A 25314-nucleotide genomic window follows, 5' to 3' on the forward strand; every position below is an offset into this window, starting at 1 on the left:
GCCGGCTGGCCTCAGCCCACCTTGGGCAGGTGTTCCAGGGAACGGGCGACCGCCTCGGCCGGGTAGTCGTAGTCCTCCAGCTTGCCGCTGAAGAAGCGCTCGTAGGAAGACATGTCGAAGTGGCCGTGGCCGGTGAGGTTGAACAGGATCACCTTGGGCTCACCGGTCACCTTGGCCTTCAGGGCCTCGTCGATGGCGGCGCGGATGGCGTGGCAGGATTCGGGGGCGGGAATGATGCCCTCGGCCCGGGCGAACTGCACGCCGGCCTCGAAGGTGGCCAGCTGGGAAACGGCCACCGGCTCCACCAGGCCCTCATGCACCACCTGGGAAACCAGGGGCGAGGCGCCGTGGTAGCGCAGGCCGCCGGCGTGGATGCCGGGGGGCATGAAGTCGTGGCCCAGGGTGTACATCTTCATCAGGGGCGTGAAGCCGGAGGCGTCGCCGAAGTCGTAGGCGTAGGCGCCCTTGGTCAGGGTCGGGCAGGAGGTGGGTTCCACCGCCAGGCAGCGCAGGTTTTCCGCCCGCTTGTCGCCGGCGGCCTTGTCGGCCAGGAAGGGGAAGGCGATGCCGCCGAAGGAGGAGCCGCCGCCGCAGGGCCCGATGACCACGTCCGGGTATTCGCCGATCTTGTCGAACTGCTTCTTCGCTTCCAGGCCGACGATGGTCTGGTGCAGCAGCACGTGGTTGAGCACGGAGCCCAGGGTGTAGTTGGTGTCGGGGCGGGAGGCGGCCTCTTCCACCGCTTCGGAGATGGCCAGGCCTAGGGAGCCCTGGTTGTCAGGATTCTCCGCCAGGGCGGCACGGCCGGTCTGGGTCAGCTCGGAGGGGCTGGCGAAGACTTCGGCACCCCAGGTCTGCATCATCAGGCGGCGGTAGGGCTTCTGGTCGTAGCTGACCTTGACCATGTACACCCGCACCGGCAGGCCGAACATCTGGCCCGCGAAGGAGATGGAGGAACCCCACTGGCCGGCGCCGGTTTCGGTGGTCAGGCGCTTGATGCCGGCCTGCTTGTTGTAGAAAGCCTGGGGCACGGCGGAGTTGGGCTTGTGGGAGCCGGCCGGGGAGACGCCTTCGTACTTGTAGTAGATCTTGGCGGTGGTACCCAGGGCCTGCTCCAGGCGCACGGCCCGGACCAGGGGCGCGGGGCGCCACAGGCGGTAGATTTCGCGCACTTCCTGGGGAATGGGAATCCAGCGCTGGTCCGACATTTCCTGTTCGAGGATGGCGCCGGGGAAGATGACGCCCATCTGCTCCGGCGTCGCCGGCTGGCCGTCCGGACCCAGGGGCGGGGCCGGCGGGGTCTTCAGGTCGGCCACGATGTTGTACCAGTGGGTCGGAATCTCGTTCTGCTCGAGCAGGATGCGGGTGTTCTCCATGATCTCCCTTTGTCTTTTAACGGTTCTGGCCGGCAGCAAGGCCGGCAGGCGAAGTATAACGCGGCCCCGCCCCGGCTTTCCGGCCGGGCGGGGCCGCCGCGGCGGCCGTCAGGCGACGGCCGGCAGATCGGCGACCCGGGCCAGTCCTTCCAGCACCAGGTAATCCACCCGGCGCACCGGCAGGGCCGGGTCCAGGCATTCGTCCAGCTGGGCGGCGCCGCCGCCGGAAAGCAGGCAGGGGGAGCCGGGCGGCAGCTGCCGGTAGAGCCGCTCCACGGCGCCGGCCTGGGCATGCAGGCAGCCGCTGACGATGGCCGCATCGGTGCTGCGCGGCAGCTCGGCGAAATCCCCCTCGGCCAGGGGCAGCTGGGCCGTGTGGCGGTTGAGGGCGCCCCGCATCAGGTCGAAGCCGGGCAGGATGCAGCCGCCGGCGAAATAGCCGTGGCCGGGTCGTTCCGGGTCTTCCAGCAGCACGTCGATGGTCAGGGCGGTGCCCGCATTGACCACCAGGCAGGGCCGGCGCTCCTGGTTCCAGGCGCCCACCAGGGCGGCCCAGCGATCCGCCCCCAGCTGGGCCGGGCGGGCGTAGCCGTTGCGCACCCCGGCAGCTTCCGGCGTCGCCAGAAAATTCTCCAGCCCGGGGGACAGGGGCACCAGGGCCTGGGCCACGGCCGCCGCCACTTCCGGCCCGGCCACGTTGCAAAAGAGGATGCGCTGCAGCCCCTGCCCCGCCGGCAGGGCCTGGCGCAGGGCGTGGGGCAGATCGCCGATGCGCTCCCGTTCCAGGGCGCCCCGGGCACGCCAGGCGCCGGCCTGGCGCAGGCCCCACTTGAGACGGGTGTTGCCGGCATCGAGCAGCAGGATCATAGGGGCCTCAGGGAAAGGTCGCCGGCCAGGTGGCGCAGCACGCCGTCCGGGCCCTCCAGCAGCAGGGCGCCGTCGCCGTCGGCGCCGCGGCACAGGCCGGAGGCCACCACCTTGCCTTCCTCCAGCAAATGCACCGGACAGTCCTGCCAGGCATGGCGCCGCTGCCAGTCGTCGGCGAGGGCGGCAAAGCCGCCGCGGCTGAAGCGGTCCAGCACCGCCACCAGCTCCCGCAGCAGGGCCGCCAGCAGGTCGTGGCGCTCCGGCACCGCGCCCATCAGCGTCGCTAGACCGGCCGGGGCCAGCCCGCCGGGCGCACTCACCGCCGGTGCCCGCAAATTAATACCGATGCCGATGATGGCCTCGGTACCGCTGCGGCTGGACGACAGTTCCACCAGGATGCCGGCCAGCTTGCCGAGGCCGTCCGGCACCGGGGCCAGCACGTCGTTGGGCCATTTCAGAACCACACCGGCGGCGCCGAGGGATTCGCAGGCCCGGGCGACGGCCACGCCAACGGCCAAGGACAGGCCGGCCACCTTGTCGAAACCGCCGGCAAAGCGCCACAGCAGGGAAAAGGTGAGACTGTCCTCGGGGCTGGAAACCCAGTCCCGGCCCCGCCGCCCGCGGCCGGCGCTCTGCCGGTCGGCCACCACCACACTGCCGGCCGGCGCCCCCCGGGCGGCCCGGTGCGACAGTTCGGAACTGGTGGAATCGCAGCTTTCCAGGCTGTCCACATCCACCCGGCCGACGATGGCGCCGAGGCGGGAAACGAGGAGGGCCGGGTCGATCAGGGATGCAGCCATGACAGCGCCAGAAGGAATGAAGGCGCCATTATCGGGGATAAGGCCGGGAAGGAAAAACTTCTCTGGCCCCATGCTCTGGCCTCAGAGGCAGCCGCCGCCGGGAATCGAATCCCCCGGCGGGGCCGAAGCCGCTTATTCCGCCGCCGGTTCCTCGGCCGCAGCGGCGGCCTTGCCGCCCTCCAGACCCAGCTCCTGGATCTTGCGGGTGATGGTGTTGCGGCCGATGCCCAGGGCCTGGGCCGCCTCGATGCGGCGGCCGCCGGTGTGGGCCAGGGCGCGGGAGATGAGGATGCGCTCGAAGGTGTCGGAGAGCTTGCCGTGGATGTCCGGCACGCCCCGGGCCAGGAGCCGATCGGCCTCGGCCGCCAGGGCTTCCTCCCAGCCGCCGATGACGCCGGCGCCGCTGGCGGGGGAGGTTTCCCGCAGTTCCGGCGGCAGGTCCCCCACTTCCACCAGCTGGCCGGGAGCCATGACGGTGAGCCAATGGCAGAGGTTTTCCAGCTGCCGCACGTTGCCCTGGAAGTCGAGGGAGACGAGGAACTTCACCGCCCCGTCGGACAGGCGCTTGGGCTCCACCCCCAGCTCCTGGGCGCTCTTGGCGAGGAAGTGGCGGGCCAGCAGGGGAATGTCCTCGCGCCGCTCGCGCAGGGCCGGCAGGCGGATACGGATGACGTTGAGGCGGTGGAACAGATCCTCCCGGAAGAGGCCGTCCTTGACCCGGGTTTCCAGGTTCTGGTGGGTGGCGGCGATGACCCGCACATTGGCCTTCAGCGGCTGGTGGCCGCCGACCCGGTAGTAGTGGCCGTCGGAGAGCACCCGCAGCAGGCGGGTCTGCAGTTCCGAGGGCATGTCGCCGATTTCGTCGAGGAACAGGGTGCCGCCCTCGGCCTGCTCGAAGCGGCCCCGGCGCTGGGTGGCGGCGCCGGTGAAGGCGCCCCGCTCGTGGCCGAACAGTTCGGATTCGAGCAGATCCTTGGGAATGGCCGCGGTGTTGATGGCGATGAAGGGCTTGTCCGCCCGGGGGCTGTGGCGATGCAGGGCCCGGGCCACCAGTTCCTTGCCGGAACCGGATTCGCCGGTGATGAGCACGGTGGCGTGGCTCATGGCCAGACGGCCGATGGCGCGGAAGACTTCCTGCATGGCCGGAGCCTGGCCAAGGATCTCCGGACTGATGCTGGTTTCCTCGACCGCACCATCCTGGTGCATCGATTCATCCAGGGCCCGGCGGATCAGTTCCAGGGCCTGGTCCACGTCGAAGGGTTTGGGCAGGTATTCGAAGGCCCCGCCCTGGAAGGCGGCGACGGCGCTCTCCAGGTCCGAGTAGGCGGTCATGATGATGACCGGCAGGGAGGGGATGTGGGACTTCACGTGCTGCAGCAGCTCCAGACCTGACTGGCCGGGCATGCGGATGTCCGAAAGCAGGACCTGGGGCACCTCTCCGGCATCCAGGGCGGCCAGGGCATCCACGGCGGAGGCGAAGCTCTTGTGGGCGATCTGTTCCCGGGCCAGGGCCTTTTCCAGGACCCAGCGGATGGAGCGGTCATCGTCGACAATCCAGACGGGTTTCATTGTGATCCCTTATTCGTTTTGCGCTGTGGCGAAATGGTCCACAGCACCGAGCAATTACTTTGCCAGCTTGGCTGACGACCTCAGGCGTGTTCCAGGGGCAGGCGCACGATGAAGCAGGTGCGGCCCGGGCGGCTCTCGCATTCCACCGTGCCCTGGTGCTGCTGCACGAAGCTCTGGGCCAGGGTCAGACCCAGGCCGGAACCACCGTCCCGGCCGGAGACCAGGGGGTAGAACATGCGCTCCCGGATGTCTTCGGGAATGCCGGGGCCGTTGTCGATCACCTGCAGTTCCAGGGCCAGGCGGAAGCGCTTCTTGGCCAGGGTCACCTGGCGCACGGCCCGGGTGCGCAGGACGATCTCGCCCTTGCCTTCCATGGCCTGGGCGGCGTTGCGGGCGATGTTGAGGATGGCCTGGATCAGCTGCTCCCGGTCGCCGATGAGGTCCGGCAGGCTGGTGTCGTAGTCGCGGCGGATTTTCAGCTGGCCGGGGAATTCGGCCAGCAGCAGGCTGCGCACCCGTTCCAGGATTTCGTGGATGTTCACCGGCCCCGGTTGCATCGGGCGATGGGGCGAAAGCAGGCGCTGCATCAGGTCCTGCAGGCGGTCCGCTTCCTTGATGATGACCTGGGTGTATTCCCGCAGGCTGGGGTTGTTCAGTTCGAATTCCAGCAGCTGGGCGGCGCCTCGGATGCCGCCGAGGGGATTCTTGATCTCGTGGGCCAGGTTGCGGATCAGTTCCCGGCTGGCCTGTTGTTGTTGCAGCAGGCGCTCTTCCCGGGAGGCGCGGATCTGCTGGTCGATGGGTCGCAGCTCCAGCAGCAGGCGGGCCTCCGGGGCATCCACCGGCGTCACGGTGCAGTTGATCTGCAGCACCTCGTCGTCTTCGCGGCGAATCTCGATGTTGTGGCCGGTATAGCTCCAGTCGTTGTCCAGAGCGCTGTCCAGGGCCTTCTGCAGGCCGGCCGAGGCCTGGATGATGTCCAGCAGGGAGCGTCCCACCACCACCCGGCCGCTGGTGGCCAGCAGGTTCTCCGCCGCCGGGTTCATGTGGCGGATGACAAGGCCGTCACCCAGAAGGATGACGGCAGACGAAAGCAGGTCGAGGCCGCTGAAGGGGCCGGGATTCAGATTAGGCATGGCTGGTTGGATAGCAGGAAGCGTACCAGCCGCGGCGCTCAACGCAGATTGCCGATTTCCTTGCGGATGGCTTCGATGTTGCGCTCATGCAGTTGCACCTTGTCCTTGTAGGGCTGCACCCGCTCGGCCACCTTGGCGCCGTTGATGCCGCCGCCGACGTTGCGGTCGGTCGGCTGGATGTTGGCCTCCTGATTGGCCAGCTCCTTCTTGGCGGCCTCCAGGTTCTTCTGCTCCGCCGCCAGTTCCTGTTCCAGGATGGTGCGGCGGTCGTTGTCGCGGCTGCGCTGGGTTTCGCTGCCCACCTTGGGGAAATCCGAAGGCGAAGGCGTGCTGACCTTGGCCGGGGCCCGGCTGCCGCCGCTGGGAGCCGAGTTGGTGGGATCGGTGATGATGCGCTTGCAGCCCTTGCCGGGGGCATTGGCATAGGTGATGTGACCGGCGTCGTCGGTACATTTGAAGATGTCGGCCCGGACCGGGCCGACAAACCCCAGGGCCAGCAGGCTGGCCAGCAGGGAGGCACGGGAAAGCTTGGTATTCATTGCCGCTCCTTGAGTTCGGGGCAAGTGTATTGGATCGATAGGGCTTTTACAAATGCCTTTGCCATTGCTCCGGGCAAGCCCGGACACGGCGTCGGAGGCCTCGCTCGGCGGCCTCGGGAGCAAAAAAAAGGGACGGCCGCGGCCGTCCCCTTTCTCGGTACTGCAGCCGCTTAGCAGCTGTAGTACAGGTCGAATTCCACCGGGTGGGTGGTCATGCGCAGCTTGTTCACTTCTTCCATCTTCAGGTCGATGAAGGAATCGATCCAGTCGTTGGAGAAGACGCCGCCGCGGGTCAGGAACTCGCGGTCCTTGTCCAGGTTGGCCAGGGCTTCGTCCAGGCTGGCGCAAACGGTCGGGATCTTGGCATCTTCTTCGGGCGGCAGGTCGTACAGATTCTTGTCGGCAGCGTCGCCGGGGTGAATCTTGTTCTGGATGCCGTCCAGGCCAGCCATCAGCAGTGCAGCGAAGCACAGGTAGGGGTTGGCGATGGGATCGGGGAAGCGGGTTTCGATACGGCGGGCCTTGGTGGATTGCACGAAGGGCACGCGGATGGAAGCGGAACGGTTCTTGGCGGAGTAGGCCAGCTTCACCGGAGCTTCGTAGTGGGGCACCAGACGCTTGTAGGAGTTGGTACCGGGGTTGGTGATGGCGTTCAGGGCCTTGGCGTGCTTGATGATGCCGCCGATGTAGTACAGGGCGGTTTCGGACAGGCCGGCGTAGCCGTTGCCGGCGAACAGGTTCTGACCATCCTTCCAGATGGACTGGTGCACGTGCATGCCGGAACCGTTGTCGCCAACGATGGGCTTGGGCATGAAGGTGGCAGTCTTGCCGTACTGGTGTGCCACGTTGTGCACGATGTACTTCAGGATCTGGGTCTGGTCGGCGCGACGCACCAGGGTGTTGAAGACGGTGCCGATTTCGTTCTGGCCGGCGGTGGCGACTTCGTGGTGGTGCACTTCGACGGGCACGCCGCAGGCTTCCAGCAGCAGGCACATCTGGGCGCGCATGTCGTTGAAGGAATCAACGGGGGGCACGGGGAAATAGCCGCCCTTGACCATGGGACGGTGGCCGGCGTTGCCGCCATCGAACTTCTCGGCGGTGGACCAGGCAGCCTCTTCGGAGAAGATCTTCACGTAGGTGCCGGACATGTCGGTCTTCCACTCCACGGAGTCGAAGATGAAGAATTCGGGTTCCGGACCGAAGAAGGCGGTGTCGCCGATGCCGGAGGACTTCAGGTAGGCTTCAGCGCGCTTGGCGATGGAGCGGGGGTCGCGGTCGTAGCCCTTGCCGTCGGCCGGTTCCACCACGTCACAGGTCAGGATCAGGGTGGTTTCGTCGAAGAAGGGGTCGATGTAGGCAGTGTTGGGGTCCGGCATCAGCAGCATGTCGGAGGCCTGGATACCCTTCCAGCCAGCGATGGAGGAACCGTCGAAAGCGTGGCCGGATTCGAACTTGTCTTCGTCGAAGGCGCTGACGGGCACGCCCACGTGTTGCTCTTTACCGCGGGTGTCGGTGAAACGGAAATCGACGAACTTGACGTCGTTTTCCTTGACCATCTTCATGATGTCTTGGGGGGTAGCCATACGCTAAGTCTCCTAACTGAACAGGTACCGGCCGGACCGGCAAAATCAAATAATTCGGTGCGCGACTTTCATAGCAGGTTCCATGCCAGCACTTCGCGCCGAGTAGGCCATTGTGCCATAAGCAAACTTCCCGACCGGGACTTTTTTGACGCACGCAAACGGTGCATTTTACAGGCTAACGCACCATTCTGGTGCGTTCGTGTATATCGGCGCCCCAAAGCCGCTCGTCCCCCTCGCGACAACTCCGGCGCCAGGAAACCTGGACGGCTCCGCCGGCAGCGGCATCTGACTTATACTTTTCCCATCAACCAGCAGAAGGACAAGCGCCATGGGCAAGATTTCCGACATTCTGACCCTGGCCCAGGAACGGGCCCGGCAACTGGGCCTGCCCTATGGCGGCGCCCTGACGCCCCGGGAGGCCTACGAACTGCTGCAGTCAGCGCCGGGAGCCAAGCTGGTGGATGTGCGCACCCACGCCGAGTGGGACTGGGTCGGCCGCATTCCCGGTGCCGTGGAAATCGAATGGATGCAGTATCCCGGCAACCAGCCCAATCCCCACTTCGCCGCCCAACTGGTGCATCAGGTGGATAAAGAGGCCCTGGTGATGTTCATCTGCCGCAGCGGCGCCCGTTCCCACAAGGCCGCCGAAACGGCGGTGCAGGCCGGTTACACCGAGGTGTACAACGTCCTCGAAGGCTTCGAGGGCGACAAGGATGCCAACGGCCAGCGCAACAAGGTGGGCGGCTGGCGCCATGCCGGCCTGCCCTGGCAGCAGGGCTGAGGATCAGCCGAGCAGGTCCTTCAGCCCGGTGTAGATGGACAGCACCGTGGTGCCGATGGCCACCAGGGAACTGGAAACCTCGTTGATGCGGGACACCGCCTTCTGCAGCTTTTCCATGCTGGGCGGGCCGCTCACCAGACGCCGCGCCAGGGCCATCTTCCAGCCGCCCTGCCCTGCCGCCGCCTCCGCCGCCAAGTCCGCCGGCAGCGCGGAGACACGGCGAGCCAGCAGGCGCCCCAGCAGCATGCCGGTGAGGTAGCTGAAACCGATGCTGGCGGCGTACTCGGCGAATTCGCGCCACTCCACCCGCCCCTGGGGCAGCCAGGGCACCCCATCCACGTAGGCCACCAGACCACTCATGCCGAGCACCGCCAGGGCCGCCATGGCAAAGGCGGCAGCGCCGGCATGCCAGAGGGACCGCGGCCCCCGTTGCAGCAGCATAAAACCGAAGGGCAGGGGAATGAGCAGGGAAACGATGCGCAGATATAGCGTGTCGAGATCGAAGGCCAGCACAATCAGGCCGTGGGCCAGCAGCAACAACAGCAGGGGCAGCCCCCAGTACAGCAGCCAGCTGCCCCGCCCGCAGCCAGAACCGCCGGTCGCCGCGCCGGGCATGGTCCCGGTCGGGCTGCCGGCTTCCAGCAGGCGAATCCGCTCCTGCAGGGCCGACAGTTCCGGTACCGCCTCGCGGCTCTCCTGCAACTTGGCCTCCAGGTCCGCAATGCGGGCCAGGAGCGGCTTGAACAGGTAGAGGTCGCGGCGGCAGACGGGACACACCAGGGCTTCCCGGGAAATGTCGGAGGTGCAGTAGGGGCACTTCATGGGATCACTTCACCACATTGAGCTGCAGCACGGTGGAGGACTGACGCCCCTCGCTGTCCTGCACGGTGACGCGGATCTGGTGCTCCCCCGGCGGCACTTCGGCGCCCGCCAGCTCGATACCGCCCGCACTCAAGCCGGCCTTGACCCGGGGCAGCAGGTCCACCGGGGTCGCCTTCAGGTAGGTGACGGAGACGCTGGCCGGATCGATCCGGGCTCCGCCACGGGGTTCGAAGCTGACCTTCAGGTTGAAGGGGGATTTGACCGGGCCGGCCGCCGGATCGGGGGACAGCATCTTCACCCCCGGGCCCCGGGTGATGCCGCGGGTGACCAGCCCCGCCGCCGCTGCCGGCAGGCGGGCTTCCTCATCCTTGATCAGGGTCACTGCCGCGGCCGGGCCGCTGAGCAGGCCGAGCAAGGCCATCGTCGCAAAAAAACTCGTCACTCGCTGCATCGTCGCTCTCCTCTCAATCGCCCACCACCACGAAGGGGGCCCAAAACAGGGGATGGGCATAGCTGAACGCAGCCTTGCCCGTTTTCGCATCCACGCTGCCCGGCCCGGACAGCAGGGCCAGCATGGACTGGCGCAGGGCCTCGGCCTTGGCCAGCCCCGGCGTCTGCACCTGGCGGCGGAACAGGTCCGTCATGATGAGACGGGCCGCCACGGTTTCCACCGGCCAGTTGGAGACCAGCAGGGCCCGGGCGCCGGCGTAGAAAAAGGCCCGCCCCAGGCCTGACACAGCCTCGGCGCCGCTGCCCTCCCCCGCTGCCGTATTGCAGGCGGAGAGTACCACCCAATCCGCATTCAGCTTCAGGCCGAGAATCTCGTCCAGGGTCAGCAGGCCGTCGCCCTTGCCGCCGCTGAGCTGGGGCGCCGTGAGGGCCAGGGCAGGCTGGATCAGGCCGTCCAGGTCCCCGGGCACCAGGCCGTGGGTGGCGAACATCACCACCCGCCGGTTGCTCAGGTCCGCCTCCAGGACGGAGCGTTCGCTGGCCCGGGTCTGCAGGTAGATGTCGTCATCCCGTTCGGCCCCCAGAACCCGGGCGATTTCCCGGATTTCGCTGCCCGTGTCGGGCAGGCGCGGCAGCAAAGCCAGCTCGGCCGAATCGACGCCACCGGTGCGAGGCACGCTGCGCAGGTGCAGGGGCACTCCCCGGGTGGCCATGCCCTTGGGGGGCAACGCCGCCAGCCGGGCCTGCTCCTCGCTGAACAGGGGATCGCCGAAACCGATGAAGGGACGACGCCCGGCATCCCCCGGCTTGAGGGCCCGCAGGCTGCCCAGGGCCGTTACCGAGGGCAGCTGGGCGATGGCGACGCTGCGGGCCAGCCAGGGCACCTCCTTGTAGGCAGCGAAAGGCAGCGGGCTGCGGCCCGGCGCCGGCACCGCTTCTGTCACCAGGACGGAAAGGGGCAGCTGGCCCAGCTCGGCGTGGGGCACCGCCAGCAGGACCCGGGCACCCTGCCAGGCCGGCAGCACGGGCTGCAGCAGTTGCACGTAGAGATCGTGGGCGGCGGCCACGTCGAAGGGGGGGATTTCCTCGATGCTGGTCACCCCCGGATCCAGGGCGCGGCGCAGGCCGGCCACGGCCGCCGCCAGCCGGGCCCGGGACAGGGCGACGGGTGCCGAGCGGGCCTGGCCCTGGGCCGGCACCGCCCATACCTGGCCGCCCTCCTCGCCGAAGTACCAGGCCACCAGCACCTCCCCCGGGTGCAGCCGACGCCGCGCCTCCTCCAGGGTCACCGGCCGGGGATCCACCAGCTGGGCGTAATCGGGGAAACGGCGGGCGATGTCCTTGCGATAGCCTTCCCGCTGCTGGCGCAGGGCATCCACATCGCTGCGGATCTTCTGCTGCACCTGGGGCAGCTGCTGGTCCGGGGCAGCCGACAGCAGCTGGGTCAGCAGGGTGTTGAGGGAATTGATGCGGCGCTGGGCGTCCTGTTCCTTGCGCGCCAGCTCGGCCAGGGCCGGATCGTCGATGCGGGCCCGGGCGGCACTGGCGGTAAGGGCCCGCTGTACGCCGCTGGAACGGGCGATGTCGGCCAGGCGGAAGGACTCGGCCACCACATCGAAGCCCTTGGGCAGGAGCGGGCTGGAGGCATCCAGGCGCCCCAGCAGCTGCAGGTAGCTTTCCAGGATCAGCAGCAGGCGCTGCTGGCGTTTGCGGCTACCAGTTTCCGCCTCGGCATCGTTGCGGGCCTGGTCCAGCAGGATCGGCACCGCCTGGGCAAAGGCCTGGAAGGCCTCCTCGGGGCGGCCGGCGGCGCCCAGGGTCATGGCCAGGAAGCCCCGCACTTCGGCACTGCGGGCACTGCCCTCGCCGTAGCGCTGGCGGGCCCAGTCGTACATGGCCCGGGCCATCTGCTCGGCCCGCGTCACATTGCCGGTACGCAGCAGGGCCAGCACCCAATCCAGGTCGGCGGCACCGGTCTTGGCCAGCAGCTCGGGGGAAGCGGCGATGCCGGCCCGCAGTTCCTCGAATACCTGGAGGGCCTCGCCATAACGGCGCTGGGCCACCAGCGCCGCCGCCAGGGCGCGGCGGGCATCCGAAAGCAGGCGGGATTCGGGCACGGCGCCGGCCTCGAGGAAAGTGTCCAGGGCCGCCCGGGCCAGCAGGGTGGACTCCTCCAGGCGCCCCTCCTCGGCCAGGATGGAGGCCAGGATGCGCAGGCCCTGGCCCACATCGGTCGAATCCCGGCCGCCCCGCTCCAGGGAGTGGCGGATGGCCTGGCGGGCATAGATCTCGGCCTCCGCCGTCTTGCCCTGGGCCAGCAGGGTGGCCGCCAGGCTCCGTTCCAGCACCTCGGTGAAACGGCGGCTGCCATCCACGCTGCCGCCGTCGATGTTCCGCTCCTGCAGCCGGGGCAGCAGCGCCAGGTAGGCGTCGTTCTCCCGCAGGGCGCGGCGGTAGGCCGCTTCGGCTTCGATGAAGCGGCCCTCGACACGGAACAGCTCACCCCGGGCCCGCTCGTAGTTGGCCACCCAGGAATGGCCGAAGTTGTCCCAGTTGCGGCTCTGCTTCATGCGGGTCAGGATGGCCTCCAGGTCCCGCAGCCGGGCCCGGGCGCTGTCGAAATCGCCGATCAGGGTGTACTGGTAGGCGGCCAGCTGGTTGGTCCCCGTCAGCTGGCCCTGGGAATTGGCCGGAGTGGCGCGGATGGCCTCCTCGGCGTAACGCACGGCCGCCAGCAGGTTGCCGCCGGAGGTTTCGGCGGAGGCCAGTTCCCGCAGGGCGCGGGAATAGCGGGCCGAACCGGCTTCGCCCAGGAGTCGGGCCTGGCCCAGGTCGGCGATCTGCTGCCGGACCCGGCCGATGCGGCCGGCAGCCCGGGCCCGTTCCAGATAAAACTCGAACAGCACATTGCGGTCCGAGGTATCGGGTACCGGCTTTTCGGCTGCGGCGACGACTTCGGCCGCCGCCTTGGGGTCCGGCTTGTACTGGGCCAGCAGGCGGGTGACGTCCTGGATGGTGCGGGGCGGCGGCGCCAGCAGCAACTCCTCCGGCTCCGGCAACGCTTCCTCGCCGAATACCGGTGCAGCGCCCCCCGCCAGCAGCAGGCAAAGCAGCGAAAGGGGCCGGCCCCAGCGATGATAGAATTTCCGCTTTCCCAACATTGCTCCTCGCCCCCGGGCTCCCATTCCGTACGGGAACATACTAGCAAATGCAAGCCACCATTCAATTCGACCGTTTCAACCAGATGGCCGACGCCGACTGCCAGGAGCGCATCCGCGCCGCCCGGGCCAAGCTGGGCAAGAAGGCCGTCCTGCTCTGCCACCACTACCAGCGGGCCGACGTGTACCAGCACGCCGACCTCACCGGCGACTCCCTCAAGCTGTCCCGCCTGGCCTCCCAGACCGACGCCGAATACATCGTCTTCTGCGGCGTGCATTTCATGGCCGAGGTGGCGGACATCATGTCCAAGCCGGAGCAGATCGCCATCCTGCCGGATCTGGCGGCCGGCTGTTCCATGGCCGACATGGCCAACCTGGCCAAGGTGGAGCGCTGCTGGCGCGAACTGAACGAAGTGCTGGGCAATGCGGAAAGCCTGGTGACCCCGGTCACCTACATCAACTCCGCTGCCGACCTGAAAGCCTTCTGCGGCGAACGGGGCGGCATCGTGTGCACCTCCTCCAACGCCGGCACCATCGCCAAGTGGGCCTTCGCCCAGCGCGAAAAGGTGCTGTTCTTCCCCGACCAGCACCTGGGCCGCTGGACCGGCCACAACATGGGCATCCCCATGGAGCAGATGGTGGTGTGGGACCCGGACCAGGAATACGGCGGCCTCACCCCCCAGCAGATCAAGGAGGCCAAGATCCTGCTGTGGAAGGGCCACTGTTCGGTGCACCAGATGTTCCAGCCGACCCACATCCAGCGCTTCCGCCAGGAGCATCCGGACTGCCTGGTGATCTCCCACCCGGAATGCTGCTTCGACGTCTGCAAGGCCTCCGATTACGTGGGCTCCACCGAGCTCATCGTCAAGACCATCAAGGAAGCCGCCCCCAACACCCGCTGGCTGGTGGGCACCGAGCTCAACCTGGTGAACCGCCTGGCCGAGGAAGTGAAGGCGGAAGGCAAGATCGTCCAGTTCATGGCCCCCACGGTGTGCATGTGTTCCACCATGCAGCGCATCGACCCCCAGCACCTGGCCTGGACCCTGGAAAACCTGGCCGAGGGCAACGTGGTGAACCGCATCAGCGTACCGGCCCACGAAGCCCCCATGGCCAAGCTGGCCCTGGACCGGATGCTGGCCATTTCCTGAGCCATGGCAGAAAGAAAAAAGGGCGTCCTCGGACGCCCTTTTTTTGCCCCGCTGAATCAGAGACGGAAACGCGCCACGGCATCGTGCTGGGCCTCCGCCAACCGGGTCAGACTCACTGCCGTCTGGGCGACTTCCTGGATGGCCAGGTTGTTATCGCTGGAGACCCGGGCAATTTCGTCCACCTGATGAGTTACGTGGCGACTGTTTTCGGCCTGGGACCTGAGGGCTGATGAGATGGTCACGATCTCTTCGGTAATGGCTTCGGTGCCAGCCTTGATTTCCAGCATGGTGGCCGCTGCCTGTTGCACCAGGCCCACGCCGTCCTTGGCCTTCTCGGAGCCAAGCAGCATGGATTCCACAGCCCGGCTCGTGCCGGTCTGCACTGCGGTAATCATGGCAGTGATTTCGTGGGTGGATTGGCTGGTGCGCTCCGCCAGCTTTCGCACCTCATCGGCCACCACGGCAAAGCCCCGCCCCGTTTCCCCCGCCCGGGCCGCTTCAATCGCCGCGTTGAGCGCCAGCAGGTTGGTCTGGTCGGCAATTTCCTTGATTACATTGACGATGTCAGAGATACGCCGGGACTGGTCACCCAAGGACTGGATGGTGTCCGATGTTTCTCCCACCCGGCGCGCCACTTCCGCCACCTCTTCCGCGGTGCGGGTCACCGCGGCGCTGCCCTGCGCCGACGTATTGCCTGCCTCATGCACCATGGTTTCCGAACGATTGGCGCTCTCGGCCATGGCTGCGATCTGCTCGGTCAGGGCAGAAACGGCACCGGCAATGTTCTGGGCCGACTGGGACTGATCCTGGGTGCGGGCGGAAACCTGCTCCGCCGACACGGACAGTTGCTGGGATGCGCTGAAAATATGGTCGGCACTCTCGCCCAGATGGGCAATCAGTTCCCGCAGCCGCAACTGCATGGTCTGTAGGGCCGACATCAACTCACCGACCTCACCTCCCCCATCCACCGTGACCGGGGTACGCAAGTCGCCCTGGGCCACCCGGGTGGCCACCTCGGCAGCCTGGCGGATGCGCTTGATCAACCCCCTGCTGATGACCAAGGCCAGCGCCCCTCCGCCCAGCAAGGCCAGGCCAAGCACCAGGACCAGCCCGAAGCCGGCGCGGGAAATGGCCCGATCGGCCTGTTGCTCCTGGGTGGCATTGCTACGGTTGGCCATCTCCACCACCCGGTCCACGGCCTGCCGATGGGCCTCGTAACTCGTCCGCAAAGCTTTCAGGTCGCCCCGTAGTGCGGCATTGTCTCCCGCCTTCAAGTGGGGCAGGAAGCGCTCGCTCACCAGCTGAAAGAACTGCTCCGCTGGCCGATGCGCTTGAGTCAGCAACTGTTCCCGGATATCGGAGGCCAGCGGTTCCCCCTGCCAGAAAGTGCGGCGGCTGGCGTACTCCTTTTCAAGGTTGTGGAGGCGGGCGATCAGGGACTCGCGCTCGGCAGCCTGTTCCGAATCGGCCAGCTGCAGCACCACCAGATAGGACTCGATAATGTAGCTGGGGGCGGCAGAACATCGGCCACAAGGTCCTTGCCGCGGACGATATCGCGGTAGATCGGGCCATTGACTTCCACCTGCCCTAGGGTACGGAAGGACCAGGCGCCGAAAACCAGCATGCCGAGCACCAGCACTCCCAGCATGATGGCAATCTGGGTGCGAACTCGGAAATGGGAGATATCCATGTTGGGCATCGGGTTTCTTTGATTGAGCGCGCATCTTACCGACCGGCCCAGGCCGCCAGAACTAGGGCGTTACCTAGTCCGTGCATAAGGGCGTGGTAACCTCCGATTATCGAAAATGGACGGAATCACCTCCCCATCGCCATGCCCGCGCCCACGTTGCATATCACCACCTACAACATCCACAAGGGCTTTTCCCAGTTCAACCGCCGCATGATGGTGCACGAGCTGCGGGAACGCCTGCGGGCCCTGGGCCCGGACCTGGTCTTCCTGCAGGAGGTGCAGGGGCTGCACCTGGGCCATGCGGAACAGCACGAGCACTGGCCGGAGGAACCCCAGCACGAATTCCTCGCCGAGGACGTGTGGCCCGACGCCGCCTACGGCCGCAACATGGTCTATGACCACGGCCACCACGGCAACGCCATCCTCTCCCGCTTTCCCATCCTCTCCAGCCACAACCAGGACGTCACCCATCTGCGCTTCGAGCGCCGCGGCCTGCTCCATTGCGAAGTCCAGGTGCCGGGCTGGGAGCGCCACCTACATTGCGTCTGCGTGCACCTGTCCCTGATCGGCCGCAGCCGGCGGCGGCAGATGGACGCCCTGGCCCAGCGCCTGGAGGGTCTGGTGCCCGAGGATGCGCCCCTCATCATCGCCGGCGATTTCAACGACTGGCGCAACCGGGCCGACGGCCTGCTGGCCGAGCGCCTGGGCCTGACCGAGGTCTTCCACGGCGCCCGGGGCCGCCCGGTGCGCAGCTATCCGGCCGGCCTGCCTTTGTTCCGCCTGGACCGCATCTACGCCCGGGGCTTTGCCGTCAGCGCCACCCAGGTCCATTTCGGCCGTCCCTGGTCGCGCATCTCGGACCACGCGGCCCTCTCCGCCCACCTCACCCCCGTCTAGGCACCATGGACGCGGCCTACCTGCCAGGCAACCGGGTCACCCTGCTCAACAGCGGCGACGAGTTCTTCCCCGCCCTGCTGGCCGCCATCGACGGGGCGGAGCGGGAGGTGCATCTGGAGACCTACATCTTCGAGGCCGACGAGACCGGCCAGGCTGTCGCCTCCGCCCTCTGCCGGGCCGCCCGGCGCGGCCTCAAGGTGCGGGTCCTGGCCGACGGCTTCGGCGCCCGGGACTTTCCCCGGACCCTGATGCCGGCCCTGGTGGCCGACGGCGTGCAGGTCCTCATCTACCGCCCGGAACTGCCCGACCTGGGCCTGCGACGGCATCGCCTGCGCCGCCTGCACCGCAAGATCACCGTGGTGGACGGCCGCCTGGCCTTCGTCGGCGGCATCAACATCATCGACGACCGCAACACGCCGCACCAGATTCCGCCCCGCTTCGATTACGCCGTCTGCGTCGAGGGCCCGTTGCTGGAACCGATCCAGCGCTCGGTGCGGCATGTCTGGGAAATCGTCGTCTGGGCCAGTTTCCGCCACCGCTTCCGCCTGCCGCCGCCGGCCCCGGCCTGTTGCCAGCCGGTCGGCAACCAGCTCGCCGCCTTCGTGGTGCGGGACAACATCCGCCACCGGCGCGACATCGAGGATGCCTACCTGCAGGCCATCGCCTCAGCCCGGGAGGAGGTGATCCTGGCCAACGCCTATTTCCTGCCGGGGCGCCGCTTCAAGGAAGCCCTGCGGGAAGCCGCCGCCCGGGGCGTGCGCGTCACCATCCTGCTGCAGGGGCGGGTGGAATACCGGCTGCTGCACTACGCCAGCCAGGCCCTCTACGGCAGCCTGCTGGAGGCCGGCATCCGCATCGTCGAATACCACCGCAGCTTCCTCCACGCCAAGGTGGCGGTGGTGGACCGGGACTGGGCCACCGTGGGCTCCAGCAACATCGATCCCTTCTCCCTGCTGCTGGCCCGGGAGGCCAATGTGGTGGTGCGGGACGCCACCTTCACCGCCCAGTTGCGGAGCAGCCTGCAGCAGGCCATGGCCGAGGGCGGACGGGAGCTGCTGCCGGGACGCTGGCGCCGCATTCCCTGGCATTCCCGCTGGCTGCGGCGCCTGGCCTATTCCCTGGTGCGGCTGATGATCGGACTGGCGGGCTACGGCGCCAGGCACTGAGGGTCTGGGAGCCAGCAGGCAAGCCCTATTCCAGGCTGACGGCCCGGCAACGGGGAACCAGCGCCAGGTTCCAGTGGGCCACCGCCCAGGCCCAGACCTCGTCCCGGCTGGCGGCACGCAGGGCCGGAGGCGGCCGCTGGCCAAGGAACTCCAGGGCATCCACCAGGGCCGGCACCGGCCGGTCATCGTCCAGGGCCGGCGCCCGGGTCTGTTTGGACAGCTTCTCGCCCCGGGCATTGGTGGCCAGGGGCAGATGCACGTAGGCCGGCGTTGGCACGCCCAGGCACTGCTGCAGCCAGATCTGGCGCGGCGTCGAATCCAGCAGGTCGGCCCCGCGCACCACGTGGGTGACGCCCTGGAAGGCATCGTCCACCACCACCGCCAGCTGGTAGGCGTACTGGCCGTCGGCCCGCAGCAGAACGATGTCCCCCACGTCCCGCTCCAGGTTGTGCCCCACCCGGCCTAGCAGGCCGTCCTCGAAGCTCACCTCCCGGTCCGGCAGACGCAGGCGCCAGGCCCGGGGCGACTGCCCGGGCTGCAAACCGCCGCGGCAGGTGCCGGCATAGCGGGGGGCGCCGTCGATGGAGCGGCCGCCGTGGCCCTCGGCGATTTCCTTGCGCGAACAGGCGCAGGGATAGGCCTGCCCCGCCGCCTGCAGGCGGGCCAGGGCAGCGGCATAGGCCTCGTGGCGCTGGCTCTGCCACAGCACCGGGCCATCCCAGACGAAGCCGTAGGCTTCCAGGCTGCGCAGGATGGCATCCGCCGCGCCCGGCACCGTGCGCGGCCCATCCACATCCTCCATGCGCACCAGCCACTCGCCCTGGCGGCAACGGGCCTCCAGGCAACTGCCGAGGGCAGCCACCAGGGAACCGAAATGCAGGGGGCCGGAGGGCGAGGGGGCAAAGCGGCCGCGATAGGCGGAAGGGGAGCGGGTCATGGGCCGGAGTTTACCGGATCGGCACCAAGAAAAAGCCGGCCCGCTCTGACGAGGGGGCCGGCCGGCATGGGGCGGGAGAAAATCAGACGTTGATCACACGTTTAAACGTTGATCGGTCTGCAAAGGGCCGTGAATGCTAGGTTTCGCGGGGAAATCGGGCCACAGCCTTTGCGGGAATCGCTGGAAGTACCCCCAGTTGTACCCCCATAGGGGTATCGGGATGATAGATCAGTCTGGATGCCGGTGCCAGCGCTGCGCCTGCCGGATAAAACGGGTATGGCGCAGACCGCATTGTTAGCTGACGCATGGGACGGTACGCGATGAGATGCAGGGGAACGGGCCACTGTGGCCCAGACCTTGGAGAACTCCCATGGCAGACCATCACAACCGCCACAATCCGCTGGGGCAAGACGCCCTGTTCACTACGCCGGCCTCGCTCATGCTCGATGCCCGCCTCACGCCGCTGGAGCGCAATGGTTGGCAGGTTCTGCGCATGCTGCGCTCTGTCGAGGGCATCAGCCCGCTGGCGAACCTGGGGCAGCTGCGCCGCTATCTCACCTCTACCCCGCTGGGCCAACGAGCCGGATACGAGACGGCCCGGCGCGTTCTCGTCGTGCTTCGGCTGACGGGGTGGATCAGTCTGGCGGGTCAGCACCGCGACCCTCTGACCGGCCATGTGCTCAGCGAGCTGTATCAGGTTCACGAAAGCGCCCTCGACTTCCAACAGGCTTGCACGCTCGATGCCAGCCTGCCCGCGCTTCTGCAATCTTCCATCGGCCACGAAAACAACCAGGTGGATCGGGTGGCCGTCCACATTCAGGCAACGCTGGCGCAAGCGCCGGAAGCGGCTTCCATTGCGGCCCACGATCAGTTCCGCGATGACGATAATTTGCCCCCTACTCCGCCGTTGCAGGCGGGTGAGGCAGCCGACCCACCGTCATTGTCTGGCGATTCCGCTGGAAGCACGCTTGTTCCGCCACAGACCGGACACGCTCGCCACAGGACGGCTGCGCAGGACGGTACGTATAAGACGTATATGTATAAAAAAGAACGTACGTACCGCTCGCGCGAAGGCGACGGCGATCCGGCATCGCAGTCGGTGAGCTTGCCGCCATGCCTGAGCAATGCCCAGGCAGATCAGCAAAAGGACGTGCAGGCCGCCTTGCGGCGGCTTCCGCCGCAGCATCGCCAGGAAGTACTCGACGAGTTGCAGGCACGCAGCCAGAGCGGCACCGTACGCAATGTCGTGGCCTACTTCTTCGCCTTGGTGAAGCGCGTATTTGCGGGCGAGTTCCGCTTGTGGGCAGGTCGTAAGGAGACATCTGCCGCCCCACGGCCTGCCGAAAATCGGCCGGCTGGGGCGCCGCGTACCGAAGACCGCCCTGAACCGACTGCGCAACCGGCATCGCGTGAAACCGCCCTGGCGCACATCGCCAACATCCGCAAGATCATGAACACCTCGACGAACGCTGGGGACATCGCAGCGCAGGCAATGCAGGCCAGGGGATGGCAGCCGCATCCTGCGTAGCAAATGCTGCCGCGAAACGGGGCGTCACTGCACGCCGCAGTGATGCCCCCACGCACACCAGCAACAATGCGGGCGAACGCCAGATCCCATTGTGTGCGGCATACATGATGATGGCCGTCCTACACTGACCGGGAAGTCGCCAAGACCGATGGGCTTCGTACATCGGCACCCCAACAGCGCAGGCTCCTGCAAGCGCTGGCCCGACAGGGTGGAGCCGCCCCGGGTATGCCAAGGCTTCGACCGCATACCGGCCCTACCCAGGGCGGAGCCTTCTTCGTCTGTTTGAACTCATCCCTACCGCGCAGCCGGGCGCACTGTCCTTTGCGGCAATTGCCTGTGTGTAACGCACAGGGCTCCCGCTGCATTTCTCATCCCACTCACTTCATAGGAGGACTCGTCCACGTTCGCATCACTTTCGTCTTGTAGTACCTCCGTCCGAGCTTCCAGCAGGGAGCAAGACGGACGCCTCACCCGAGGCTCTGGTGTCTCCTGAACACCATGCCCCTGCCCTCACGGGATCTCGCCTTGGCGAGTTGGCACCAACACTAACCACTGAATTTCAGGACAACGCTGTACGGCGCTTTGCGTGGAGGCCGGAAGTGGACGACTTGACCTATACCCTGCGGCAGCTCTGCCAGCGCAACCGCGACGGCAGTCACAACACGCAGGCCGACCGGATGCGTTCGCTGTCGCTGGCCGCGCGGCAACTGCGCGAGGCCGGTTTCCGGCAGATGAAAGCTTCGTCTCTCAAGGGCAAGCACGTCCAGGCGCTGCTGGATCGCTGGCAGGGAGAAGGCTTGTCGTCCGGCACCATTAAGAATCGGCTCTCTCACCTGCGCTGGTGGGCCGAGAAGATCGGCAAGGCCGGCATCCTGCCGGCGGACAACACGCAACTCGGCGTGGCCGAGCGCCGCTATGTGACCAACATCAGCAAGGCCCAAGAACTGGGCACAGGTCTTGAACAGGTCACCGATGCGCACGTGCGTATGAGTCTTCAGCTACAGGCCGCCTTCGGATTGCGTCGGGAGGAAGCGATCAAGTTCCAGCCCAGTTATGCGAATCGGGGTGACCACATTGCCCTCAAAGGATCGTGGACCAAGGGCGGCCGGGAGCGGACTGTACCCGTCATCACGGCAGAGCAACGCGATGTGCTCCAGGCAGCACACCGTTTGGCGGGCACAGGATCATTGATCCCGGCAGACAAGACTTTCATCCAGCAGCGGCACGTCTACGATGGTCAGTGCAAGGCGGCGGGACTGAGCAACATGCATGGCCTTCGTCATCAGTACGCGCAAAGTCGCTATGAAGCCTTGACGGGTTGGAAAGCTCCAGCGGCAGGCGGACCGCAACGCCAATCGCTGACAATGCCACAACGCTTGCTCGACACCGAAGCTCGCGAGAGCATCAGTAAGGAGCTTGGCCACAATCGTGCCGGGATCGTATCGGCCTACTGTGGGCGCTAGTACTTCACATAAACAACCGGTATGCGTAAGCATTTCCTGGCAGTGTCGGGACATTGGCAATGGTTCTTGCCAGCCGTTGTGAATATCGAATAGTGACTGGAACTGGGTCGTATAGCGCATCGTTGTTCCAGTCCATCTTTGTCAGAGCAAGCGCTTCGAATGCAGTCAGTTCAATCGGCCCGACGCCCGCGTATCGCACGATGTTGATTGGGCGCGGAATGCTTTTGCCACCCTGGTAATAATCGCCCCGAGATGCAGCACGAGGTGCATTGCCAGCAACCCAAACTAGCGCAGACCTCCCCGAACGCTGCATCACTGCGCCTCGCGGCACAGGGTAACCATCAGGCTCACTTTTCCTTTGCGGCGTGGGATTACGGCTTTCTTGCAACCAAACGCCTCGCCATCCGGCGTTGCTGGCCACCTCGACGCACTCTACCTCCTGAATAGCGGATAGCGCATCCAACGCGCCTTCCAGTTCCTCTGGCTTGAACGATGTGGTCTTATGAACGACCAGACGGCGTGGCAGCATGCCTCCATTACGACTTTGATAAAGGGTCAGGCTCCGTGCAAGCACCGCACGCATGTCACTTCGGCTAAGAAATGGATTTCGGCGCGCCTCATCAACGTCTTTGACCGGATCACGCGCCTCGAAGGCGACGAACTGCATGCCCCCGCCATCAGCATCAAAAACCTGCGAGCAGCAGGTCACGTAATGCGCCTCTTGCGGATTTCCCCTCAGGGCATAGGCCAACCCGATGTATGCCGTATTCTCAGGCACGCCCTTCAATGGAGCTAACTTCCAAGGAATGCCACCGGCCTTTACATAGAGTGCAATGGACAGACGCCACGCCAATGAAGCCTTATAACCAAATGTGAAAACGCGATCGTTGATGACTTGGGTGGGAATGCCATGCCCCGCACCTAGTGCCTTGAGTGCATCGTGCGCATCAAAACCAGGTGCACGAAATGCAATCTGCCAAGCATCCGGCAGATGTACCAGTACGACATCGAAGTGATCATGTACCAATGCCAGGCGTTGCATCGCCGTACGCAACGCGTGCAGTAAACGGACATGTGGCGGGCCTTCAGGCCCCAAAGACCCAACATCATCCGGCAGCTTGATATGCGCCTCTCCGGTTTTGGCAGCGACCAGAGGAACATTGAACGTATTTTCGAAGCCACGAAACGCAGGTACATACTGTTTTCGATCTGAAGGCGCGTGACTGGATCGCAGCGTATTGACCAATGTGCGAAGATTGTTCCAGCCACCGACCGGGCCTACCGTCGCAATACGAAGTTCAGGTGTGTAAGTTGGAAAGATCGAACTACTGTACGCACCATGCTGAACGATTCCCCGCAAAGGGTTCACGTCCAGCGAAGTGTCTTCCGTATTGAAGGTCAGCAGCGGCTCTTCCAGCAGAGAGAAGGGCGGCAACTTCGATGCACTATAGTCTGCACTCATCGCCCGCTCCGTTGAAAGTAGTCATGGTCGTGGCTTGGCCGACTCCACGCAGTCACTGCCGACAGTCGAAACTCCGCATCCTGCCCTGGCCCTGAGTCCTCTCTGAGGCCAATGGCTTTGACAACACCATCGTGACTGCCCGGCAAGAGCCTCGCCCATCCCGCAATGAGTCGTGCCCATTCCTTGTTTCGCCGTCCTGCCCATCGTTCACGCTGCCAATCCATGATGGGATTTGCACGGCGCACGAAAGATGCGGCGTTGTCATCGCCTTCGTCGTGACTCGTCCCATCACCGAACTCCGTGCGAGGCAGTTCAACGAAAGTAAAAGGCTCGAATGCACACCACCAGCGATCTGCCACGCGATCCAGCCGAATCTGCACCCCTTCGCTGAAGGGGTAGCCGTGTCCTTCCACCGTTCCCGACAACGGTGTTGAATATGCTTGCCGGAGGTATGACAACTTCTCTTTGCGCGCTGCCCCCCGTTCCGGGCTATCCGTTGGCAGGCCGCTTGCCACGATGATCGCATGCCCTTTTCGCCTCAAGCGCGGCAACAAGGGCCTGCCTCTGCTAATCGCCCAGGTCAAGGCGTCGTAAAGCAATCCCAGCGCCCAACTATCGGTATCGGGATGAAGGTCAATGGTTCCAGCGATCTTTCCTCCGACAGGTGCGAACGCCCTAAGCAATTCCGCGTCGGAACCAAAAGCGGCGATTTCACGACCGACACTGGCCACCACAGCCCTTGCTTTCGCATCACGAACCAGATCCCGGGCACGAACCGTCGTGATTACGGTATCGATCTCAACACGACGCGCCTGTTTGGGCATAGAGAGGATCGGGATCGCCGAACACTGCAGCACTGGAAAACTGCGCTGCTCCCGAACAGGTAGTGGCAGCTCTGCCAGTATCTGGGTTGGTCTCGACTCCTGAACATGCTGCAACAAAACCGGCGGGATGCTTATTCCGTCGATGATGTCTCCGGCCAATTCATCGAACGTGGGAGATTCGACAATCGCTGTTGTCACACCCGCTTGGGCAGCCTTCTCAAGCAACTCACTGACAGCAGGAAGAACGGAGCTTGCCGAACGCGTTACCCAATAAATCCCGCCTGGAAAGGCATTCGGCTGCGCCAATGCTTCGGTTAGCGCAGCCATGACCGATTCGTCGCGGCCGCTGTAGCCGACTACCACAAGCCCGAAACGTGCGCAGGCGGCACCGAGAACGCGTCGCATCCGAACGTCCTGCTCCCTCAACTCGTCGGTCGTATTCTTCAGTTCAACTGACTGGAAGTCGCCATGCAGCTTGGCTAGAAATGGCCAACTCGACTCTCGCAGGCAGCGTTCGGCACGCTCCGCATTGTCAATGGCGGCAGTCGTCATGTTTGCGCGTTCGTTGGCTGGCACCAACTGGTCGGTCAGAGTAGTCGCCGTCTCGACCAACTGGTCGAAATTGGTCGTGAATAAGCAAGGAATCCGGCGGGTTGTCAACAGTGCGGCAAGTACGCGGTGAGCAAAGGACGGCGTACCTCTGGTGACCGCCTGCTCTATGTAGGTACGGCGGTCTACCGCAGTCGGATATATCGCCTCAAAAGCCCTTGCATACTCAGTGGGATCGTCAGGTGCTGGCAACTCCGAGCGCGTACTGAAGAACAAGTCGATCCGCTGTTGCCATAGCGGATCGTTGGCATCCACTTCACGGAGACTGATCCTCGACAGTTGGCAGAACAAGCGCTTCTTGAAGTCGAGGATCATTGAATAGCCAGTCGGAATACCAGCTGCGGCTGAAGCCCCGGCACCGAGGAACCAGGCAAACTGCTCAGGCCTCAAGCAAAAAGTGCTGGCAAATTGTGGTCCCGTCAGTGTCCTGATCATTCAAGTGTCCTTATTGGCGCTACTTCCAGATTTCCATCAGCCTGCTGAAGCTAGTTTTCTCATACTACGGTTAC

General features: G+C 65.7%; 20 protein-coding genes. 6 read left to right on the forward strand and 14 right to left on the reverse strand.

Going from position 1 to position 25314, the window contains the following annotated elements; genetic code table 11:
* Positions 1–11 precede the first annotated feature (11 nt).
* The 7 genes from EV678_RS10305 to glnA all read right to left on the reverse strand — a co-directional run bounded on the left by EV678_RS10305 (position 12) and on the right by glnA (position 7870).
* Positions 12–1376 (reverse strand): TrpB-like pyridoxal phosphate-dependent enzyme, encoded by a 1365-nt coding sequence (locus EV678_RS10305; RefSeq protein WP_130459468.1) that lies wholly within the window; start codon positions 1374–1376, stop codon positions 12–14.
* 108 nt (positions 1377–1484) lie between these two features.
* Positions 1485–2243 (reverse strand): type III pantothenate kinase, encoded by a 759-nt coding sequence (locus EV678_RS10310; RefSeq protein ID WP_130459469.1) that lies wholly within the window; start codon positions 2241–2243, stop codon positions 1485–1487.
* Positions 2240–3043 (reverse strand): biotin--[acetyl-CoA-carboxylase] ligase, encoded by an 804-nt coding sequence (locus EV678_RS10315; protein WP_235832449.1) that lies wholly within the window; start codon positions 3041–3043, stop codon positions 2240–2242. The genes EV678_RS10310 and EV678_RS10315 overlap by 4 nt, the downstream gene beginning before the upstream one ends.
* Positions 3044–3175: 132 nt before the next feature.
* The gene (gene ntrC, locus EV678_RS10320; protein WP_014236154.1) at positions 3176–4612 is read right to left on the reverse strand and encodes a nitrogen regulation protein NR(I); all 1437 of its coding nucleotides are present in this window, start codon (positions 4610–4612) and stop codon (positions 3176–3178) included.
* 80 nt (positions 4613–4692) lie between these two features.
* Positions 4693–5748 (reverse strand): nitrogen regulation protein NR(II), encoded by a 1056-nt coding sequence (gene glnL / locus EV678_RS10325; protein ID WP_130459471.1) that lies wholly within the window; start codon positions 5746–5748, stop codon positions 4693–4695.
* A gap of 38 nt (positions 5749–5786) precedes the next feature.
* Positions 5787–6287 (reverse strand): DUF4124 domain-containing protein, encoded by a 501-nt coding sequence (locus tag EV678_RS10330; protein ID WP_014236152.1) that lies wholly within the window; start codon positions 6285–6287, stop codon positions 5787–5789.
* A gap of 170 nt (positions 6288–6457) precedes the next feature.
* On the reverse strand, positions 6458–7870 hold the full coding sequence (gene glnA, locus EV678_RS10335) for a glutamate--ammonia ligase (RefSeq protein WP_014236151.1): 1413 nt from the start codon (positions 7868–7870) through the stop codon (positions 6458–6460).
* A 328-nt stretch (positions 7871–8198) separates the two neighbouring features.
* On the opposite strand from glnA, the gene EV678_RS10340 reads away from it, so the two are divergent.
* Entirely contained in the window at positions 8199–8651 is a 453-nt protein-coding gene (locus tag EV678_RS10340) for a rhodanese-like domain-containing protein (protein WP_014236150.1), read from the forward strand.
* 3 nt (positions 8652–8654) lie between these two features.
* On the opposite strand, the gene EV678_RS10345 is transcribed toward EV678_RS10340, so the two are convergent.
* The 3 genes from EV678_RS10345 to EV678_RS10355 are packed head-to-tail and all read right to left on the reverse strand — an operon-like array spanning position 8655 to position 13081.
* Entirely contained in the window at positions 8655–9473 is an 819-nt protein-coding gene (locus EV678_RS10345) for a hypothetical protein (RefSeq protein ID WP_130459472.1), read from the reverse strand.
* A gap of 4 nt (positions 9474–9477) precedes the next feature.
* Positions 9478–9894 carry a hypothetical protein gene (locus EV678_RS10350; RefSeq protein WP_207222253.1) on the reverse strand — a complete coding sequence of 139 codons (417 nt, stop codon included), beginning with the start codon at positions 9892–9894 and terminating at the stop codon, positions 9478–9480.
* Between the two features lie 43 nt (positions 9895–9937).
* Positions 9938–13081, reverse strand: a complete 3144-nt coding sequence (locus EV678_RS10355) for a CHAT domain-containing protein (RefSeq protein ID WP_130459474.1) — start codon at positions 13079–13081, stop codon at positions 9938–9940.
* A 50-nt stretch (positions 13082–13131) separates the two neighbouring features.
* On the opposite strand from EV678_RS10355, the gene nadA reads away from it, so the two are divergent.
* Entirely contained in the window at positions 13132–14229 is a 1098-nt protein-coding gene (nadA, locus tag EV678_RS10360; protein ID WP_130459475.1) for a quinolinate synthase NadA, read from the forward strand.
* A 56-nt stretch (positions 14230–14285) separates the two neighbouring features.
* On the opposite strand, the gene EV678_RS10365 is transcribed toward nadA, so the two are convergent.
* Entirely contained in the window at positions 14286–15713 is a 1428-nt protein-coding gene (locus EV678_RS10365; protein ID WP_165397499.1) for a methyl-accepting chemotaxis protein, read from the reverse strand.
* A gap of 347 nt (positions 15714–16060) precedes the next feature.
* Between EV678_RS10365 and EV678_RS10370 the strand changes: the two genes are divergently transcribed.
* Both EV678_RS10370 and clsB read left to right on the forward strand, forming a co-directional pair.
* Positions 16061–16816 (forward strand): endonuclease/exonuclease/phosphatase family protein, encoded by a 756-nt coding sequence (locus EV678_RS10370; protein WP_130459477.1) that lies wholly within the window; start codon positions 16061–16063, stop codon positions 16814–16816.
* A gap of 5 nt (positions 16817–16821) precedes the next feature.
* Positions 16822–17982 carry a cardiolipin synthase ClsB gene (clsB, locus tag EV678_RS10375; RefSeq protein ID WP_130459478.1) on the forward strand — a complete coding sequence of 387 codons (1161 nt, stop codon included), beginning with the start codon at positions 16822–16824 and terminating at the stop codon, positions 17980–17982.
* A gap of 25 nt (positions 17983–18007) precedes the next feature.
* Here the strand turns inward: clsB and gluQRS are convergent, their stop codons facing one another.
* Positions 18008–18919, reverse strand: a complete 912-nt coding sequence (gluQRS, locus tag EV678_RS10380; protein WP_130459479.1) for a tRNA glutamyl-Q(34) synthetase GluQRS — start codon at positions 18917–18919, stop codon at positions 18008–18010.
* Between the two features lie 370 nt (positions 18920–19289).
* Here gluQRS and EV678_RS10385 point away from each other — a divergent pair, with 370 nt between their 5' ends.
* Both EV678_RS10385 and EV678_RS10390 read left to right on the forward strand, forming a co-directional pair.
* The gene (locus EV678_RS10385) at positions 19290–20447 is read left to right on the forward strand and encodes an STY4528 family pathogenicity island replication protein (RefSeq protein ID WP_165397500.1); all 1158 of its coding nucleotides are present in this window, start codon (positions 19290–19292) and stop codon (positions 20445–20447) included.
* Between the two features lie 608 nt (positions 20448–21055).
* Entirely contained in the window at positions 21056–21910 is an 855-nt protein-coding gene (locus EV678_RS10390; protein WP_207222254.1) for an integrase domain-containing protein, read from the forward strand.
* 4 nt (positions 21911–21914) lie between these two features.
* On the opposite strand, the gene EV678_RS10395 is transcribed toward EV678_RS10390, so the two are convergent.
* Together EV678_RS10395 and EV678_RS10400 are read right to left on the reverse strand one after the other, a co-directional pair.
* Positions 21915–23372: an argonaute/piwi family protein gene (locus EV678_RS10395; protein WP_130459482.1), complete on the reverse strand. Its 1458-nt coding sequence runs from the start codon at positions 23370–23372 to the stop codon at positions 21915–21917.
* Entirely contained in the window at positions 23369–25240 is a 1872-nt protein-coding gene (locus EV678_RS10400; protein WP_130459483.1) for an SIR2 family protein, read from the reverse strand. The genes EV678_RS10395 and EV678_RS10400 overlap by 4 nt, the downstream gene beginning before the upstream one ends.
* Between the last annotated feature and the right edge of the window lie 74 nt (positions 25241–25314).

Origin of the sequence: Azospira oryzae (genome assembly GCF_004217225.1) — a bacterium.
Taxonomy (GTDB): Bacteria; Pseudomonadota; Gammaproteobacteria; order Burkholderiales; family Rhodocyclaceae; genus Azospira; species Azospira oryzae.